Raw genomic sequence first — 18031 nt, forward strand, 5'->3', positions numbered from 1 at the left:
AAAAACCCACACAACCCCAGAAACTAAATTCATCATCAATAAACAAACAGGCAAAAAAACAGTCAAAAGAACTGGTAAAAATTTAAAAATACCTGCAAAAACGGTTGTTAGTTTTAAAATGTCAAAACCAATCAAAGACGAAGTCAAAAAACTTCAATTAAAATAAAAGGAGAAACAATATGAGCGATGCAATGACCGAAACATACCAAGGAACTTACTTTAAAGACCGTTCAACCACCAAAACCCCCAAAGGTAAATGGCTAAATTTACATCATTCCAATAAAACCTTTAAAAATAAAAAGAAATTATCTAAAAACAAATGAATAAAAATTTATAAAAAATATTAAGAAAGTAGGAAATAATGTGGATTTTTTCAATATTTACAATAATTAGCAATTTTATATTAAATTACACTAAAGGATTTACTGCTGCTGAAATCATGGAAAGAAGATTGGATGGAATCCAAACAACTCTATTTACAATATTAATAGTTACTGGTTTTAAACCTATTTTCAAATTAATGACAAATACAATTGTTTTTATTAAACAAACTATTATAAACATATTTTTTCCTAATAAAAAACTTCAAACTTTAGAAATAAAAAACACTAAACAAGAACACCAAGAACAATTATTACTTCAAAAACTAGAACAAATAAAAACTGCACAAGAAAAAACATTATCTCAAATAGAACAACAAAAACATAAAGTAGCCATTTGGCAATCTAAAAAAGAAAGAAAAAGATTGTTAAAATCTCAAAAAAACAACACACCAATCGGAAAGGAAAATCAAAATGACTGATTCAAATTTTACTATTGGTTTTGTATCGGGGGCATTATTTGTTACTGGTTTATGTTTTGTATTTAAATATCTCTTTTTCAGTTTTCTTCAACTATTCAATCCTAACGATACTTACCCAATTAAAAGAAAAACAAAAGAAAATGAAACCTCAAAACCAATTAATCAAAAAAATATAAAAGATTTAAAAAAGGATATCGATGAAAAATTTTCAAACCAACAAGAATATAAGGAAAATACCCCATTAGAAACCTTAATAAATCAAGAAAATAATTAAAAAAGAAAGGAAAATTAATTCAAATGAAAATTCAAAAATCCCCAAAAAATATTATTAATAAAAAAAATATCCTAACTAAAAGATATTTTTTCAATCTCTTTTTACTTTTAACAATGATAATTGCAACTACAGGAGGAATTGGTTATTATTTTTTCAATCATTCCAAACAACCTGTTTATGAAATTATTGTCAACAAAAACACTATATTTCAAACCAATAATAATGATTGTTTTGATGATTATAACGACAAAATTAAACAATTAAATGAAGAAATAACTATTAAAAATGAAGAATTAAAAGATCCTAGTTTGTCTCCTCAAGAAAAACAAGTAATAGAACAAATCGTCAAATTAAAAACCCAACAAAAAAAAGAATTACAAATTGATTTATTCTTAAAAAAATTCTTAAAAAAATCTGAAGAAGAAATTTTAGAAATTGATAATAAAATCAAAACAACAAATCAATTAGAAGAAAAACATTCGCTTACAGAAACAAAATTACTTAAAGAAAAAGAAATTATTAAATATCAAAAATTATTAAAAGATAAAGAATTAAATATTGTTAATATTACACAATTAGACCAAAAATTAGTGCAACCTGATTTAAATAGTGCAACTAAAACTGCTTTAGAAAACCAAAAAACACAAAATCAAAACAATATAAAAAACATTAATGAACAAATAACTAAAAAAGTTAATCTCATTAATTTAAAAACAAAAAAGAATGTCATCGAACAAGAATTGCAAGACCCTCAAATTTCTTCTGAATTAAAACAATATTTAATTAAATATAAAGAAAATACCGAAAAACAAATAACTAATTTAGAAACCCAATAAAACAAATGATTACATTAACACTTATTGAAAAAATCTTTATTTGTTTTCTTTGTGTTTTTATCGGATTTGGATTTGCAAATATTATTTATCAACCTCCAAAATATGACTTTATCCAACCTGTTAATTCAACAGACAAAAACAATGTTTTTTTGTCTGTTGAACAATCATCAAATAAAAATACGGAATTAAAAAAATTTAATTCTGCTTTTAAACTCTCATCTAAAGAAATAGATAATTATTTTTATGATAAAATCATCCCCATAAAAGAAAAAGAAATAGATAATATGAAATGTTATAATGTTCATTTAGGCGAAAACAGCAATATCAAAGACGCCTTAGGATGGCTTCATTATCATTTTCCTAATAAAAATTTTAAAAGTAATTTTAGTTATGCTCTTTACAATAATAATTCTTTAAATAATGAAATTGATTTTCAATACCGCATTAAAGAACCCCCTCCTAAAGATTTTTTATTAGCTTATTTTGATGGAGGAACCAGAGATGGAAAAAATAATCTTTATAATTTAGATACTTTAACTCAAATGGGTAACGGCGCTTCTGATTTGTATTTTTTTTGGAGTAATAACAGACCTTATATACCAGAATCAACTTCTTTTACTCCCGAAAATTATCATTTAGAAATAATATATGATAAAGGAACTAATTATGGTGGTCCTAGTTATTTAGCAATAGATAAAATCATTATTAAAGATATTCAAAAAGATAAAATTGTAGCTGTTTACCCAATTAATCAAAAAATTGAAGAACCTTTTTACATTCATAATTATGATTTTGTTTTAAAATTTCCTTTTTATAATTATATTCAAGAAGGAATGTTGTGGTCGAATAGTCATATTAAATCTTTAAAAAAAATTGATTTATATGAAAAACGCTCTGGACAAAATCGCACTTTATATTATGATGTTGAATAAAAAAAATACAAGAAAGGAACTAATATGAAATTAAAACAAATTTATTTAAATTTGTTAGTTGTATTTGGTTTTGCCATTTTAGGTTTATGGATTTATGGATTTTTTCTAAAAAAACATAACAATAATAATTTATTTCAAAATAACCATCCACCCACCGAACAAAACCAATCTTTTGAAGGAATATCAAAATATCTCGAAGAATTAAAAAAAACTAACGAAGCTCAAATTAACGAAAATAACCAAAGAAATCAACAAATAGAACAATTAACTCAACAAATTAAATTAAATTTAGAATTAATAAGTGATTTCAATATTAAACTTAAAAAATTAACAACCACTAAAGAAGATAAAGAAAACAACCTCCAAAATAAAGACTTAAAAGAAGAAGAAAAGCCCCAATTACAACAAGAATTAGTAACTTTAAACGAAAAAATACAAGAAATTAATGACAAAAAAGAACCAATCCATAAACAAACTTTGGAATTAATAGAACAAAAAAAACAATTATTAACTACAAAATCAAAATTCCAAGAACAAATTAAAACAACCACTTCTCAAATTATTAAAACTAGCAATAATTTATTTATTTCCCAAAAAATTCAAACTTTACAAGAAGCAATGGCTTTGAATTACGCTAATAAGAATATAATTAAAGACTTAATGATTCAAAACAAAGATAATACTGAAGAATTCCAAAAATTAAAAAGTTATGATTTGTTCTTAGATGGTCAATTAATACATTTTGACAAACAAATTAAACAATTACAAGAAGAAATCAAATCTTTGCAAAACAATATTTCTTATCAAACCCAAAACCAAAAAATTATGTTTTCTGATATATATGGTATGAAACAAGAAAAAGAAGAATTAGAAGATTTGATTGAATATTTTCAAGATGATAATTTTGATATGGTTAATTTTGATAAATTAATCCCTAGAGGTTATTTACTGTACGGGCCCCCAGGAACAGGAAAAAGTTTTTTAATTAAAGCTTTATGTAATGAATTAGGTATACACTATATTGAATTAGAGCCATCAAGATTTGATAAGACTTATGTTGGTGAAGGAAATGAAGAATTGGAAAAAATATGGAAAGAAGCAGAATCACACGAAAAAACCATTATCTTTATTGATGAAATTAGCGGACTAGCTAATCGCGAAGATAATCAATCTAACAAAACAAGCATCAACATTGTTAACAATTTATTAACTAAATTAGATGGATTTAAAAGAAGTGATAAAAAAATTGTCTTAATGGGAGCTACCAATCATTTAGATAAAATTGATAGCGCTTTAAGAAGTAGATTTAGCAAAGAAATTAAAATTGATTTATTAAAAGATGATGAAATTGAAGGATTTTTACAATTTTTGGTATCTGATTATCAAATTAGTTATCACACTTATCTTTATTTAAAAGAAATCTCTAACAAATGTAAAGGCAAAAATTATTCTACTAGAAATTTAAAAGAAAAAATAATTGATAGCGCTTATATTAAAGCCAAAAAACACAAACGTAAAAACCCCAACCACGAAGTTATGTTGCCTTCAGACCTAGATGAAGCTATTAATACTTTCCAAAACGTTAAAATTTCTGACACTGAAAAAAAAGCTAGAAGAAAAGAATGCGAAGACCAATATGTAGAATGGAAGCAAGGATTATTAAAATACTTAAATCCACCTAAAGATAATACTCAAGTAAACAAAAAATACACCTTCTATGGTATCGCTAGCCTAGGACGCGGACACCACCAAGAATACGAACCAACCGACCTACCGACTTACATCAAAGACCTTCATCCTTTTGATAAATGGAATGAACCCCTTTCTAACAGACCTGGCCATTATTTCAATTATTTCCACACAAATGATAAAGATAAAGATTCACAATTTGTAAATGATTTGCGAGTATCACACGTTAATCACACTGTAGGAGTAGAATACAAAGGCCCCAAATACCTTCTAGAAGAAGATAAAGACTTTTTCATGGATGAAGTTCAATATCCCACTAACAAAGAAGACCAAGATGGACATACAATCTTAAATATTAGCTACCTCCACTTCAATCCAGTCAAACAATACCTCACCCTTTATACTAAGAAATTCAATACTAAAGAAAATATAAATAAATAAAAATTAGAAAGCGAGTAAAATCATATGGCAAAAAAAATAATTTTCACCAAAAAAACCCAACCAAAACCACCAACTAAACCCAATGTAAAAAAAGCCAAAACAAAATCCCTTATTAAACAATCTCCAACTCAAAAACCAACTAAAATACCTATAAAAAAATTAAAAATAAATCAACCTCAAATAAAAACAATTACAAAATCACCTATAATCAAAAAACCTCCAAAACAAATTACCAAAAACAATCCAAAAACAGCAAAAATAATTGTTGAAACCCAACAAAAACAAGATAATTGGTTTGTAAAAATAATCAAAAAAACAACAAAACCAATCCTTATTTTATTACTAATCACACTAATTGGAGGGGCAATATGGTTAATAATTTCTAAATTCTTCCCCGAATTAGCAGCCAAAATTGGACCAGTTGCTAAAGCAGTTTGGGGAAAAACCAAAGATTTGGTTTATTATATAAATGAACGTGGTAAGAATTTTTTAGAATTGCTAGGATTCCCTTTAAAACTAATTCCTTACATATTTAATAGTATTATTATTGCAATTGGCTTTATTTTTGGCTTATCTTGTCTTGGAATTCCAGTTATAGGACCTTTTTTAGGTGGAGCAATATTAATTGCAACAGCTATTTATGCAGGAATAGTTTTTTATTTTAACGAACCAACCCCTAAAGGAGAAACACCACCCCCAAATTTAGTAGAAGTTTATGATTTAGATGCTATCAAAGCAGCAGAAGAGGCAAAACTCAAACAAGAGTTAACAGAATATGCAACAAAACTTTCTCAAGAAGGAAAATCCCCAAAAGAAATTGAACAAAAAATTAACGAAAGAATAGAAAAAACCAAAGAATTAAAAAAAAAACAACAAAATCAACTGAATTAAACAATAACACTGAAACCCCTCAACTAACTATGCAACAACCAAACCACAAACAAAAAGAAAAAAATACAAAAAGTTTATTAAATCCTGAACTTCAACAACAAATAGAAAAAATAATTCAACAAGAAAAAGAAAAACAAAAGATTTTAGAAACCGAAAAGGGATATTTAAACATCAACCTTCAAGCTCAACAACTAGAAAAATTATCCCTTGAAGGAAAAATAATTGAATTACAATCTCAACTTAAAACTAAAGAAACAACACTCCAACAAACTAAAGATTTATCTGATGAAGAAAAAAATAAATTACAATCAGAAATCGAAGTAATAAAAAATAATATTACAAACCAGAATGAATTAATAGTAAAAAAAGACAACGAGTTGATTTTATCAAAAGAAAAAATAACAACTTTAGAAAAGCAATTGGCTTCAAATATTAAAGATGTAAATCAATTAAAAAATGAAATTGAACAAAAACAAACAGAATTAGAAAACAAAGAACAAAAATTAATAGACCAAAAAAACTTATCAACAAATGAAATCAAACAATTAAATGTTGAAATTAATAATTTAAGAAATAACATTGAACAAAGTCAAATCAATTATCAAGCTCAATTATTACTTAAAGAAGAAGAAATCAAACAATTAAAACAAAATGAAGATAAACTAAAACAACAATTAACCCAAAAACAAGAAGAAACCACAAACTTAAGAGAACAACATTTAAAAACTTTGGAAGAAATCCAAAAACAAATTGCAAATTATAAAAACATGGTTTCTGAACTCGAACAAGAAACCAACAACCTGAAACAACAAATTGCAAAAAACAACGAAAACGCAAATAAACTACGTGAAGAATTATTAACTAAACAAACACAAATCAACAAAATAAACCAAGAATTAGTTAGTCTTTCAAATCAACAAATTTCTTTACAACAAGAATTAAATAATTTAACACAACCACTTGATGAATGGCAAACAACTTGCGAAATCAAAGCTAATCAAAATATATTTGAAGATAAAATGAACAAAGATGAAGCAATATACTATTCTCCTATTCCTTTTACAGTTGAATTAATTCCAATCTTAAAAGCAGAAGACATGAGAGAAAACAAATACAACCAACAAATACAAGAAAAAAATAAAAAAACAATAAAAAGTCAACCAATAGAAATTAATGGAGCAACATTTTATTATATAAGGCCTTGCTTTACTTCAGGTAGAATATACTTTATCGACAAAAACAGGAGTGATTGGAGCAATTTTATCGATAAACTTCAAAATCAACATCATTGGCAATTTCAGTTTAGCCAAAATATAAGCACCACTCCGCCACCAAATAAACTCAATAATTATCAATCCATATTACAACAAAAAATAAACAATTTGGATGAAATTACACAAAAATTAAAAAACAAACAACAAGAATTAAATAAATATCAACAAGAATGCACTGATTTAATTATCAACCAAAAACCTGATGACACTCTACAACAAGAACTAAACAATAAAGAAACCCACATCAAAACATTAAAAAATGAAATGCAACAATTAGAAATTAAAGAACAAGGTTTTAAAAACGAAATAGATACTTTGAAATTAGAAAACAAAAACCTTAAAGAAAAATATACTAACGATTTAAACAAAATCCAACAAGAACTAAACACATCTAAAATCGAAAACGAAAAACTTGAAAAAGAAATGCAAGAAATACAAGATGAATTAGTTAAAAACAATAATGCTGATGAAGTTTTGGTTAAACAATTAAATACAAAACAATCACAAATAAAAGAGTTAAAAGGAAAAATAAATACCTTAGAAACCAACGAAACTCAATTACAAACCATTATCCAACAAAAAGACGAAGAAATAACCCAACTACAACAAACTATCCAACAACAAACTCAAGAAATCCAAAGATTGACAATTCAATTAGAACAACAAATAAATCTTTTCGCTGAACAAGGTAAAAAGATTTTACAATTAGAAGGAACAATTAAAGGGTTAGAATCAGCCAATAGTGGATTAGGTGAAACCAACAAAGAATTACAACATGAAATTGATAAATTAAAAAATGAATTAGAATTAGCAAAAACAGCCCACACAACAATGAAAGAAAAATTAGATAGAGAGATTGTTAAATTAACTAATAAAAACAAAGACTTAACAACCAATGAAACCCAATTAGAAACCCAAAACAACGAATGGAAAACTAAATCCGACATCATCACAACTTCAACCGCAATAGGTGCTTTAGGAGGACCCGCAGGCATGGTTGTAGGTGCAGCTACTGGTTTGGTTGTTAACGAAGTAATAGATGCATGGAAAGCTCTAAAACGTTGGTGGTAACAATAATGCATATTTTTGCATTATTGTTCTGTTTATGTTAAAATGATAATGAGTTAAATTAAAAAAAGGAAGTATTTTTAATATGGCATTATTTCAAAAATTAACTATTATAGGATTTTTATTTCTTCTTTTTGTTGTTATAATTCCTTTGTGTATTTATTTTTATCAAACTCAACAAAATAAAAAGAGAATTACAAAAACCAATTTAAAATCAACAATATTTTTTTATTATATTAAATTAATTTTGAGCGCAGTGGTAATTGGAATAATTACTTTCATTTGGTATATAAAAGTCAATACAGCAAACCAAAGTGATTCACATACAATTAAACCCCCCAAAATAGAAACAAATGATGAATGGTTCCAAACCAAAAATAAGCAAAAAGAAAGTGAAAGTTATTACGATTCATACAGAATTGATTATAGCGAAAAAAACAAAGAAGTAATACAAACACTAAAAGCAAGTGAAATAACTCATCTTGAAATGGTTGGCTCCGATGGTTCTAAAACTAAAATCGAAGGAACACCGATGATTAAAAGAACCTATAACTTCTATGGTATCGCTGGCCTAGGACGCGGACACCACCAAGAATACGAACCAACTGACCTACCTATTTACATCAAAGACCTTCATCCTTTTGATAAATGGAATGAACCCCTTTCTAACAGACCTGGCCATTATTTCAATTATTTCCACACAAATGATAAAGATAAAGATTCACAATTTGTAAATGATTTGCGAGTATCACACGTTAATCACACTGTAGGAGTAGAATACAAAGGCCCCAAATACCTTCTAGAAGAAGATAAAGACTTTTTCATGGATGAAGTTCAATATCCCACTAACAAAGAAGACCAAGATGGACATACAATCTTAAATATTAGCTACCTCCACTTCAATCCAGTCAAACAATACCTCACCCTTTATACCAAGAAATTCAATACTAAAGAAACTGAAAAATCATTAAAACCAAGCAAAAGAGGATAAAAACATATTAAGACCAACTTTATATTCAATTTAGCCTCTAAGTGACCTTCAAAAAACCTTGTAAATACGTACTTTTAATTTTTACAATTTTGGCATAAATTAAAACGAATCATTTTTTTAAAACTAATATAATTCAAATCATAAATTGAAACAAACTATGATACAATATTTAAGAAGAAAGAAGGGTAAAAAATGAAAAATATAACTTCTTTTGATGCATTTTTAAATATCAAAAATATCAAAGGTTTAGATTTTATCTTAAATTACCTCCAAGTTCATAAAGGTACTATCAAACGTTGGGAAAAACAACAATCTATTCCTAAAAATTACGATACAGACTTAAAAAAAATAATTAACCAAATTGAAATTGAATATCCACATATCGATATAGTAAAATTCCAAAACAATACTTTAACAAATAAAACTAATTTTATTGATAAAACTAATTCTTTTTCTCAAATTATTTTAGGTGATGTTTGTGAGTTTTTACCACAACTTCAAAATATTAAATTCAATATTGTTATCGCTGATCCACCTTATAATATTGGTAAAAATTTTGGTAATAACCGCGATTTGTTAGAAATAGATGAGTATTTAAAATGGTCTTTGGATTGGATTCAACAATGCCTTAAATTATTAACTCCAAATGGTATTTTTTATATGTATGGTTATCCCGAAATTTTAGCTCGGGTTGCGGCACAATTTCCTTACGATAAACAAAGAATTTTAGCTTGGCATTATACTAATAAAAACATGCCTTCTTGTAATTTTTGGCAACGTTCTTATGAATCAATTTTATGTCTTTGGAATAACAAAAAACCTGAAATTAATATCGATCAAATTAGAGAACCTTATACCTCCAATTTTTTGAAGTGTGATGGAAAAAAAAGAATTGGTACTTTAGGACGTTTTGGTAATTCTGAAACTTTGTATCGCGTAAACGAAAAAGGAGCTCTCCCACGTGATATCATTAAAGTTCCCGCTTTAGCAGGTGGTGCAGGATTAAAAGAACGGTTCTTTTTATGTAAAACTTGTGATTGTAAAATTTTTAGTTCTAAAGAACTAAAAAATCATCAAAAACCTCATCAAACTATTATTCATCCTACTCAAAAACCCCAAATGTTAACTACTAAATTAATTGATTCAGTGATTATGAAAAATCAAAAAGGTAATGTTTTAATTCCTTTCGCTGGTTCAGGTTCAGAATGTTTAGTTGCTAAAAAGAAAAATCTAAATTATATTGGTATTGAAATAAACCCTGATTATGTGATGTTAATTAAGGAAGTATTAAAAAGTGTATAAATTAAACCAAACTATGATAAATCATTTTAAAAAATATTTAGAAAAATATCATGAACTTTTTGATTGTGGTAGATGCAGTAGTTGGCAGTTAGAAGAATTAATTGTTAAAAGTATTAAAAAAGACCTTTCAAATACTGATGTTGTTAAATGGAGTGGTAATAATCATAAAATAGATTGTGATATTTTAATTAATAATAAAATACAGCTACAAATTAAATCAGGTAAAATAGATAAATCAGGAATAAATTTAATTCTTTCTGGTTATCGATTGGGAAGATTTAAAGAGAATTTAGAACAAATCACAAAGTTTATTAACCAAAATAATTCTTTTACAATTACTATTCCATATCATAAAAACGAAGAACAAACAGATAAAAGGCATATTTATCAGATTTGCTATTTACCGAAAGACATTTTTAAAATAAGCAAACTAAATATTTGGGAAAAAAGAAAAAAAGATTATTTTTTAATTAACAATAAAGGAGTAGAATTTAAAATTGCACCTAGTATGAGTTGGCAAATATGGTGGACTATTCCTTTAAAATTAATTCAAGAAAAAAGTGAAATTTTAAAAGTTTAATCTTTATCAATCCAGTTAAAAAATACATTTTCTTTTATATGAATAAATTTAATACTAAATAAATAGAAAAACAACCAACAACAAGATTAAGAGGATAAAATCATAATTAAGACCAACTTTAAGTTGGTCTTTTTCATTAATTTGAATGAAATAATATATTTTCTTAAAAAGTTAATCAAAATTTTAATATTATAACCTTAATTTGAGGTATAATTAGTATAGTTTATATAATTAATTTTAATTAAGTATAGGCAAATACTAATTTATCTTAATATTAATATTTTAATTTGTAACTAATAAATTAATTAAAGAAAAAAATAAAAATAAAAATTAGCAATTGAAACAACTTGTAATTTTAACTTCAAATAACCCTATTTTAAAATACCCCCTAAATCAGGAATGCCCTTTAAACGCATTATTTTGCTCCTTAAAGACGTTTAAAAGATTTATTTGAAGTTAATATCAAACTATATTTTTAAAACGATTTAAAAGCTAATATTTTGATTTAAAACAATTAAGCAAAATAAAATACAACTAAGACCTTCAAATCGAAGGTCTTTTTTTTATATCCAATTTTCTTGAAAGGAAAAAATATGAAATTATTAATAAAAATATTATCTTTGTTTTTTAAATCTTTGTCATTTTGTATTATTTTTTATATTTTGTCATCACATATTTCTTCTTTATTTTTACACTTATTTTGTACATTTTATATCTCTCATTTTATAAATAAAATAATTGATTTTATTTTTTTACAGGTGTTTGCTTAATATTAATTTTTAGGATAGCAACATTTTAAGAAAATTAAACAAAATAAATTTTAACTAAGACTCTCATCACGAGAGTCTTTTTTTATACCCAATTTTTTAAAAAGGAGCATAAAATGAAATTAATTATATTCGAAGGACTCGACGGTAGTGGAAAAACAAGTCTAATAAAAAGCGTTCAACAAGAATTAACAAAACAAGGTAATGAAGTGATGGTTATTCGCGGATTAGGAAGTTCTACAATCGGGAATTCTATACGTGAAACGTTTTTAACCCACAATACTTTGCATAATTTAACTAGATATTTTTTAAGTTTTGCCAACATGATTCAAACCCAAGAAGAACTCATCAAACCCAACTTACAAACAAACAAAATCATTTTAGTAGATAGATGGTTAGGCTCTAATTTCGCCTATCGTGTATATCCTTCAAAAATTGACAAAAATTACCAAATTTTTAACAAATTAAGTAAAAAATTCATCAAACCTGATATCACTATTTATCTAAAAATTAATCCTCAATTAGGTTTGGAACGAAAAATAAACCAAAAGAATCACAAATTAGATGTGATTGAAACTAGTTCCTTAACTTATTTTCAACAAGTAGAAAAGGGATATTATGAATTTTTGAAAAACCAAAACCTAGAAACTAAAATTATCTTAAACAATATGAATGATAAAGATGCTAAATTTAATCAGCAATGCATTATCAAAAAAATAGGAGAAATAAAGAATGGCAATAATAATTAAAAAAAAATGTCAAAACGGTAATTTATATATCCATTATAGCAACGGCAAAATCAAAACTATTAAAAAAGATGGAACTATTCAATGGCGTACCAAAAAAATTAAATTTAAAAACCCAAAAAGACTCTTTAATTAGAGTCTTTTTTTATTTAGAAAGGAATAATCAAATGAATCAATTAACTAATTTTCATTTCAACAACATTAATGTTTTTAACCACCAATCTTTGTGTGTTAACATCGCTAAACAAATAATCCAACCATCTTTATTCAACAAACCATTTAACGAATATATGATAAAAACCCATAACCTTCTAAACGAATATCTTAATAATAAACAACACAATTCTCAAAGTCAAAAAGTAATCCGTGGTAAAATTAATGAATATTTCATTTTATTATATTTTCAACACAAAGGAATCATCAATTTATACCCCCAGGCTTATTTATTCTTTATTCCAGACATTAAATTTGATTTAGTTTTATTCACAGAAACCAAACGAATAATGGCGTTTAATTTCAAAACCTGTCTCCGAGACCGTTATAAACAAGCCATGGTAGAGGGACAACAATTAAAAAAATTAGACACACGTTTTGAGTTCTATTTATTAAACAACAACGAAACAGAAACTCAAAGACTAAATAATAAAATCAATCAAGGAAAAGTACAAGGCATTAATAAAGTAATTAACTTATTTTCCAATTCAGCCAACAATTTCTTACAAAAATTAATGACCACCAAATTCATCCCCTTTTCTAATATCAATATAATAAAAAAATAAAAAAGGAGTTAATATAAAATGTTAACCAACGAACAAAAAGCGTTAAAACAATTAATAAATTATATCGAACAAGGCCAATGGGAAAAATTAAACCTTTATTGCCAAATAATCAACCCCAAAAATCTACTTGACCCCAAAAATACAAAAATATTTACAGCTTTAAAATATTTATTTTTAGAAAAACAAACATCTCATCCGTGGGAAAAACCCACTACAAAACCCATTATTATCAAAGAGTTATTAACATATTTACAAACTAATTTCCCCCAAGATAATTTTACTTTAGATTATTTAAATTATTTAAATGATGATTTTAATAACCAAAATAATACTCATTTTTTAGACAATCTAAAACATACCTATACCCAAGAAAAATTATTTCAACAATTAATAAAAATCATTAGCCCCACATACGAAAACCAAGACCCCTACCACAAAAATTTATATTACCAAGAAATATTTGATAAATTAAGAAATTTTATCTCTTCAATCCCCCACAAAAACGATAAAACACACTTTACTTTAAACCAAATGGCCTCTTTACATCCTGAATTTTTTGATACCGAACAACAATCAAAACAAAAAATCCAAGAAGAATATTATCGCTTATCGGAAACTTTTAAAGGGCTCAACCAATCCACAAAAGGATTCAAAAAAGGCCAAATCATAACTATTGGGGGGTATACTGGATTAGGTAAAACAACTTTTGTCTATAATCTTCTTTTAAATATAGCAAAAACCAAACACAAAGAAATTTCTCATTATCCTCATATTTTGGTATTTTCTTATGAAATGACCTTAGAAGAAAATTTAAATCGTTTATTAGCCCACCAAACTCAAATTCCTCTAGATGTTATTTTAGATAAAAATTTTGAAGATACCAATATCACACCTCTCAAATACACAGAAAGGATGAAAATAGCAAAACAATTTTTCGCTAACATAAATTTATCATTTAGTTATGATAAAAGCAAAAATATTGATTATGTAATCGATTTAGTTTATCGCCTCTATTTAGAACAAAAAGCCGAAATTATTGTCATTGACCACCTTCAAATAACCAAAACCACAAACCACTTAGAAAATGACCGTCTAGCCATTGACGAAATCATGACTAAATTAAAAAAATTAGCCATTGAATTAAACATTGTTATTATCATTTTATCTCAATTTTCAAGAGATACATACAGCAATTACCAAGGTAAATCACCAGAAATAACAGCTTTAAAAGGAAGTGGTGGAATTGAAACTAACTCCGATATCGTCTTAATGATGTCAGAATTTCAACCCAAACTATCCAAAGACAAAGAAAAACCCATAAATATATATAATTCAACCTTAGAAGAACTATATTCAGACTATAATGACAATGAAAATCAAAAAATAATCGAAGTATGTATCAAAAAAAATAGAAGTGGCACTAAAAAAACCTTAATTTATCACTTTGAAATGAACACTCAAACCTTCCAAGAAATCGGTTATGTTTTGCCTTATAAAATAGAAACTTATTATTAATCAAAAAAACTAGGAGTTAAAATAAATGAAAAATAATTCTTCTTGTGTTATTGTTAGTTATTTTTATTGGAAAAAAAATTAAAAAAAGAAAGATAGGTTTTTCAATTGACAAATAAAATTCAATTCGGTCAATTTTTTACTAAAAAACAAAATTGGTTCACAAAACCATTAGAAGAATTTATTTTTGATAATTTAAAAGAAAATCATATTATCTTAGATCCCTTCGCTGGCGAAGGGGATATTTTAAATTTTTTAAAATATTATTTTAAAAATAAAATTAATAATTTAAATTTTATAGGGTATGACATTGATAAGAAATTTGTTAAATATAAAATGAATGATTCTTTAAAAAATATACCTTATGAAAAAAAACATAAATATTTTATATCAACAAATCCTCCGTATTTAGCAAAGAATAGTTGTTATCGTAAAAAATATACACAAACTTATAAAGACTATTTTAAAACATCTAATTTTGCTGATCTTTATTTATTAGCTTTAAGTAAGATGATATCCACAAATCACCCAGGTTTTGCAATTGTCCCAGAAACTTTTATTAATTCCAAATTTGATAAAACCAATGTTAACAGAATTATTATCATTGAACCCAATCCTTTTGAAGATACTACCGTACCTATTTGTATTGTTTGTTTTAATGGCGCCAAATTAGAAAAACAAATTATTTATAAAAATGATGATAAAATTGGTTCTTTACAAGAATTAAAAAAATTAAAAATTTTTGTTAAAGAAAAAAGTGAGTTTTTAAAAAAATTACGATTTAACGATGTTAATGGATTTATTGCGTTGTTGGGTGTAGATTCCACAAATCCTGAAAAAAAAATTAAATTCATGCATAAAAATAAATTAAAATATAATATTTCAAATATAAAAACTTCGTCTCGTGCGATTACTATAGTTAACAGTGAAGAATTTAAATATTTAGATGATTCAAAAATTGAAAAAATAATTATTAACGCAAATCAAATTTTAAATACATTTAGAACAAAAACTAAGGATGTTTTGTTGTCTCCATTCAAAGGAAATAACAAAGATAATCAACGTAGACGTAGGTTAGATTTTCATTTAGCTAGAAATATTTTAACAAAGGCTTTTATTGATTGTTGTAATAATATAAATGAGGATAGTATTTATGAAAAAGATAAATTATAAAACAAAATATAAAGAACAATTAAAACAAAATTTGGAAAATTTCAATATTAAAGATAAAAAAACTTTAAAAAAAATTAAAAAATTTTGTGAAAAATTTAATTTTATTCAAGAAGAAGTAGAAACATCAATTAAACATAATAATTTTTTAAAAGCTTGGTTTATTTTAGAACCTTTAAAACAAAACTTTTATGAAAAAGTATTTGGTGAATTTTTAAAAAATGATATAAATAATATATCCGAAGTGTGTAAACCTAAAAGTATTTTTATAAAAAAACAAGAAATAGTTCAAAAAAAAGAAATAAATCAGTATATCTCATCAAAAGGTAAGTCAATTGATTTTTCTTTTAAATATAAAGATTTAGAAATTATTTTTTATGTTTTTCACAAATATACCAAAGAATCTGGCGGCTCGCAAGATAATCAAAAAAATGATGTAAAAATATCTATTGAAGAAGCCAAAACTGACACCCAAAAATATAATAAAAATATAATGATTTTATTCATTTGTGATGGCGATTATTATAGTGAATATAAAATGAAAGAATTAAAAAAAGTAGCAAATCAACAAAATCTTAAAGTTCTGAGTTCCAACGAACTACAATTTTTTTTGGATCAATTTTATTCACAAATAAAAAACAAAAACTTTTTAAATTAAAAATAAGTTTGAAATAAAAAAAACAAAAATGTTAAACTAATTTAATTGAATTTGGTTTTTATTAATATTATTAGCTAAATTTAATTTAATTGTCAAAAAAATAATTATGATAAAATTAATATAATTAATGCCTTTAATTTGAAGGTTTTTTTATATTCAAATTTTAATTAAAAAAAAGAAATAACAATTTAATAAAAAATATTCTTTTAAAGATAAAAAAGAATTAGAAATAAAAAATAAATATAGTTTTAGAAAAAAATTGTAAATAATTCTATAATTTTAAATTTTATTTTTATATTATAAGACCTTCAAAATTGAAGGTCTTTTTTTATATTCAAATGAACCCTTATGCTTTCAGTTTTTCTTTTGTTTATGAACAATAATAATAAAATTTATTAAGGAGTTAAAATAAATGAATTATCAAGAAAAAATAAAACACATCCAAACTAATTTCCCTATGACTTTTTTATTAAAAAAACTAAACATTATACCCCCAAACTTCAATATCAAATATCGTTTCCCTTGTCCCATCCATCAAGGGCAAAATCCAACTTGTTGCCATTTAACTTCAGATAATAAAATTCATTGTTGGAAATGTTGTAAAGATTACGATATTATTGATGTTTATATGGAAATAAGAGGAATTAAAACCTTCAATAACGCTCTTGAAAAAATTAATAACTTTATGAAAACTCAAGAATTTAAAAACTTAATCCAACAACAAACTTCAACCCCTAATATTTCTTGCGAACCTCTTAAATATCAATTTCACCACAATAAAATCATCAACCCAATTGACGAACAGGAAATTAATATCAAAAAGAAACAATTATTTAAAGAAATATCACCTTTATTTAACCAAATTAGAGATTATTATCATTATTTATTAACCACTAACCGAAATAATGAATCTCACCTAGGATTAGAATATTTAACCCAAAAAAGAAAATTAACTCTAGAAACTATTAAAGAATTTAAACTAGGTTATGCCCCATTATCTGATAAACCTTTATCTTTTCGTTTAGTAAATTATTGTAAAAAGCAAAATATCGATACAACAAAATTAATCGAATATGGTTTTATCAAAGATAAAACCAATCAACAAAATAAAACATATTATCATGATACTTTTCATGGTTCCATCATTATCCCCATTGAAAATGGATATAATCAAACATTTCATTTTTATCAAAATAACTTTCGCGAAGTTTCTTATTTCCAACCTAAATATAAATCACTCAATAATTTTAGTCAAATACCTACTTTTCATTTCAGTTATCGTTTTTTTGAAGCGTTACCGTATATTAAACAAACAAAAA

At 25.2% G+C, this 18031-nt stretch carries 19 protein-coding genes; all 19 read left to right on the top strand.

The features are described from left to right. Positions 1–166, top strand: a 166-nt coding sequence (locus OYV_RS04975) for an HU family DNA-binding protein (RefSeq protein WP_042067978.1), incomplete at its 5' end; no start/stop codon positions are given. A gap of 13 nt (positions 167–179) precedes the next feature. After that, entirely contained in the window at positions 180–323 is a 144-nt protein-coding gene (locus OYV_RS04980) for a hypothetical protein (protein WP_011160776.1), read from the top strand. A gap of 38 nt (positions 324–361) precedes the next feature. Then, complete coding sequence (locus tag OYV_RS01630; RefSeq protein WP_042067979.1) at positions 362–802, top strand: hypothetical protein; 441 nt, start codon at positions 362–364, stop codon at positions 800–802. Continuing rightward, positions 795–1076 (top strand): hypothetical protein, encoded by a 282-nt coding sequence (locus tag OYV_RS01635; protein WP_024563763.1) that lies wholly within the window; start codon positions 795–797, stop codon positions 1074–1076. Before OYV_RS01630 ends, OYV_RS01635 begins: the two co-directional genes overlap by 8 nt. 23 nt (positions 1077–1099) lie before the next feature. After that, a complete protein-coding gene (locus OYV_RS01640; protein ID WP_042067980.1) occupies positions 1100–1912 on the top strand; it encodes a hypothetical protein in 813 nt (270 codons plus the stop codon). A gap of 5 nt (positions 1913–1917) precedes the next feature. Beyond that, positions 1918–2844: a hypothetical protein gene (locus OYV_RS01645; protein ID WP_042067981.1), complete on the top strand. Its 927-nt coding sequence runs from the start codon at positions 1918–1920 to the stop codon at positions 2842–2844. A gap of 24 nt (positions 2845–2868) precedes the next feature. After that, the gene (locus OYV_RS01650; protein ID WP_042067982.1) at positions 2869–4974 is read left to right on the top strand and encodes an AAA family ATPase; all 2106 of its coding nucleotides are present in this window, start codon (positions 2869–2871) and stop codon (positions 4972–4974) included. A 24-nt stretch (positions 4975–4998) separates the two neighbouring features. Then, entirely contained in the window at positions 4999–5865 is an 867-nt protein-coding gene (locus OYV_RS01655) for a hypothetical protein (RefSeq protein WP_042067983.1), read from the top strand. A gap of 29 nt (positions 5866–5894) precedes the next feature. Next, on the top strand, positions 5895–8210 hold the full coding sequence (locus OYV_RS01660) for a hypothetical protein (protein WP_042067984.1): 2316 nt from the start codon (positions 5895–5897) through the stop codon (positions 8208–8210). An 82-nt stretch (positions 8211–8292) separates the two neighbouring features. Beyond that, positions 8293–9198 (top strand): ATP synthase subunit I, encoded by a 906-nt coding sequence (locus OYV_RS01665; RefSeq protein ID WP_042067985.1) that lies wholly within the window; start codon positions 8293–8295, stop codon positions 9196–9198. A 192-nt stretch (positions 9199–9390) separates the two neighbouring features. Continuing rightward, positions 9391–10500, top strand: coding sequence for a DNA-methyltransferase (locus OYV_RS01670; RefSeq protein WP_042067986.1), 1110 nt, complete (start codon positions 9391–9393; stop codon positions 10498–10500). Beyond that, positions 10493–11080: a hypothetical protein gene (locus tag OYV_RS01675; protein ID WP_042067988.1), complete on the top strand. Its 588-nt coding sequence runs from the start codon at positions 10493–10495 to the stop codon at positions 11078–11080. The genes OYV_RS01670 and OYV_RS01675 overlap by 8 nt, the downstream gene beginning before the upstream one ends. Positions 11081–11963: 883 nt before the next feature. Beyond that, positions 11964–12596 (top strand): dTMP kinase, encoded by a 633-nt coding sequence (tmk, locus tag OYV_RS01680; RefSeq protein WP_042067989.1) that lies wholly within the window; start codon positions 11964–11966, stop codon positions 12594–12596. Next, complete coding sequence (locus OYV_RS04985; protein ID WP_172642342.1) at positions 12580–12729, top strand: hypothetical protein; 150 nt, start codon at positions 12580–12582, stop codon at positions 12727–12729. The genes tmk and OYV_RS04985 overlap by 17 nt, the downstream gene beginning before the upstream one ends. Positions 12730–12760: 31 nt before the next feature. Next, entirely contained in the window at positions 12761–13372 is a 612-nt protein-coding gene (locus tag OYV_RS01685) for a hypothetical protein (protein ID WP_042067991.1), read from the top strand. Positions 13373–13390: 18 nt separating this feature from the next. Beyond that, complete coding sequence (locus OYV_RS01690) at positions 13391–14887, top strand: replicative DNA helicase (RefSeq protein WP_042067992.1); 1497 nt, start codon at positions 13391–13393, stop codon at positions 14885–14887. Between the two features lie 105 nt (positions 14888–14992). Then, on the top strand, positions 14993–16057 hold the full coding sequence (locus tag OYV_RS01695) for a hypothetical protein (protein ID WP_042067993.1): 1065 nt from the start codon (positions 14993–14995) through the stop codon (positions 16055–16057). Further along, entirely contained in the window at positions 16038–16712 is a 675-nt protein-coding gene (locus OYV_RS01700; RefSeq protein WP_042067994.1) for a hypothetical protein, read from the top strand. Before OYV_RS01695 ends, OYV_RS01700 begins: the two co-directional genes overlap by 20 nt. Before the next feature lie 412 nt (positions 16713–17124). Beyond that, the coding region (locus OYV_RS01705) for a hypothetical protein (RefSeq protein ID WP_042067995.1) at positions 17125–18031 on the top strand (907 nt) is incomplete at its 3' end.

Source organism: 'Chrysanthemum coronarium' phytoplasma, from assembly GCF_000744065.1.
Taxonomy (GTDB): Bacteria; Bacillota_I; Bacilli_A; order Acholeplasmatales; family Acholeplasmataceae; genus Phytoplasma; species Phytoplasma asteris.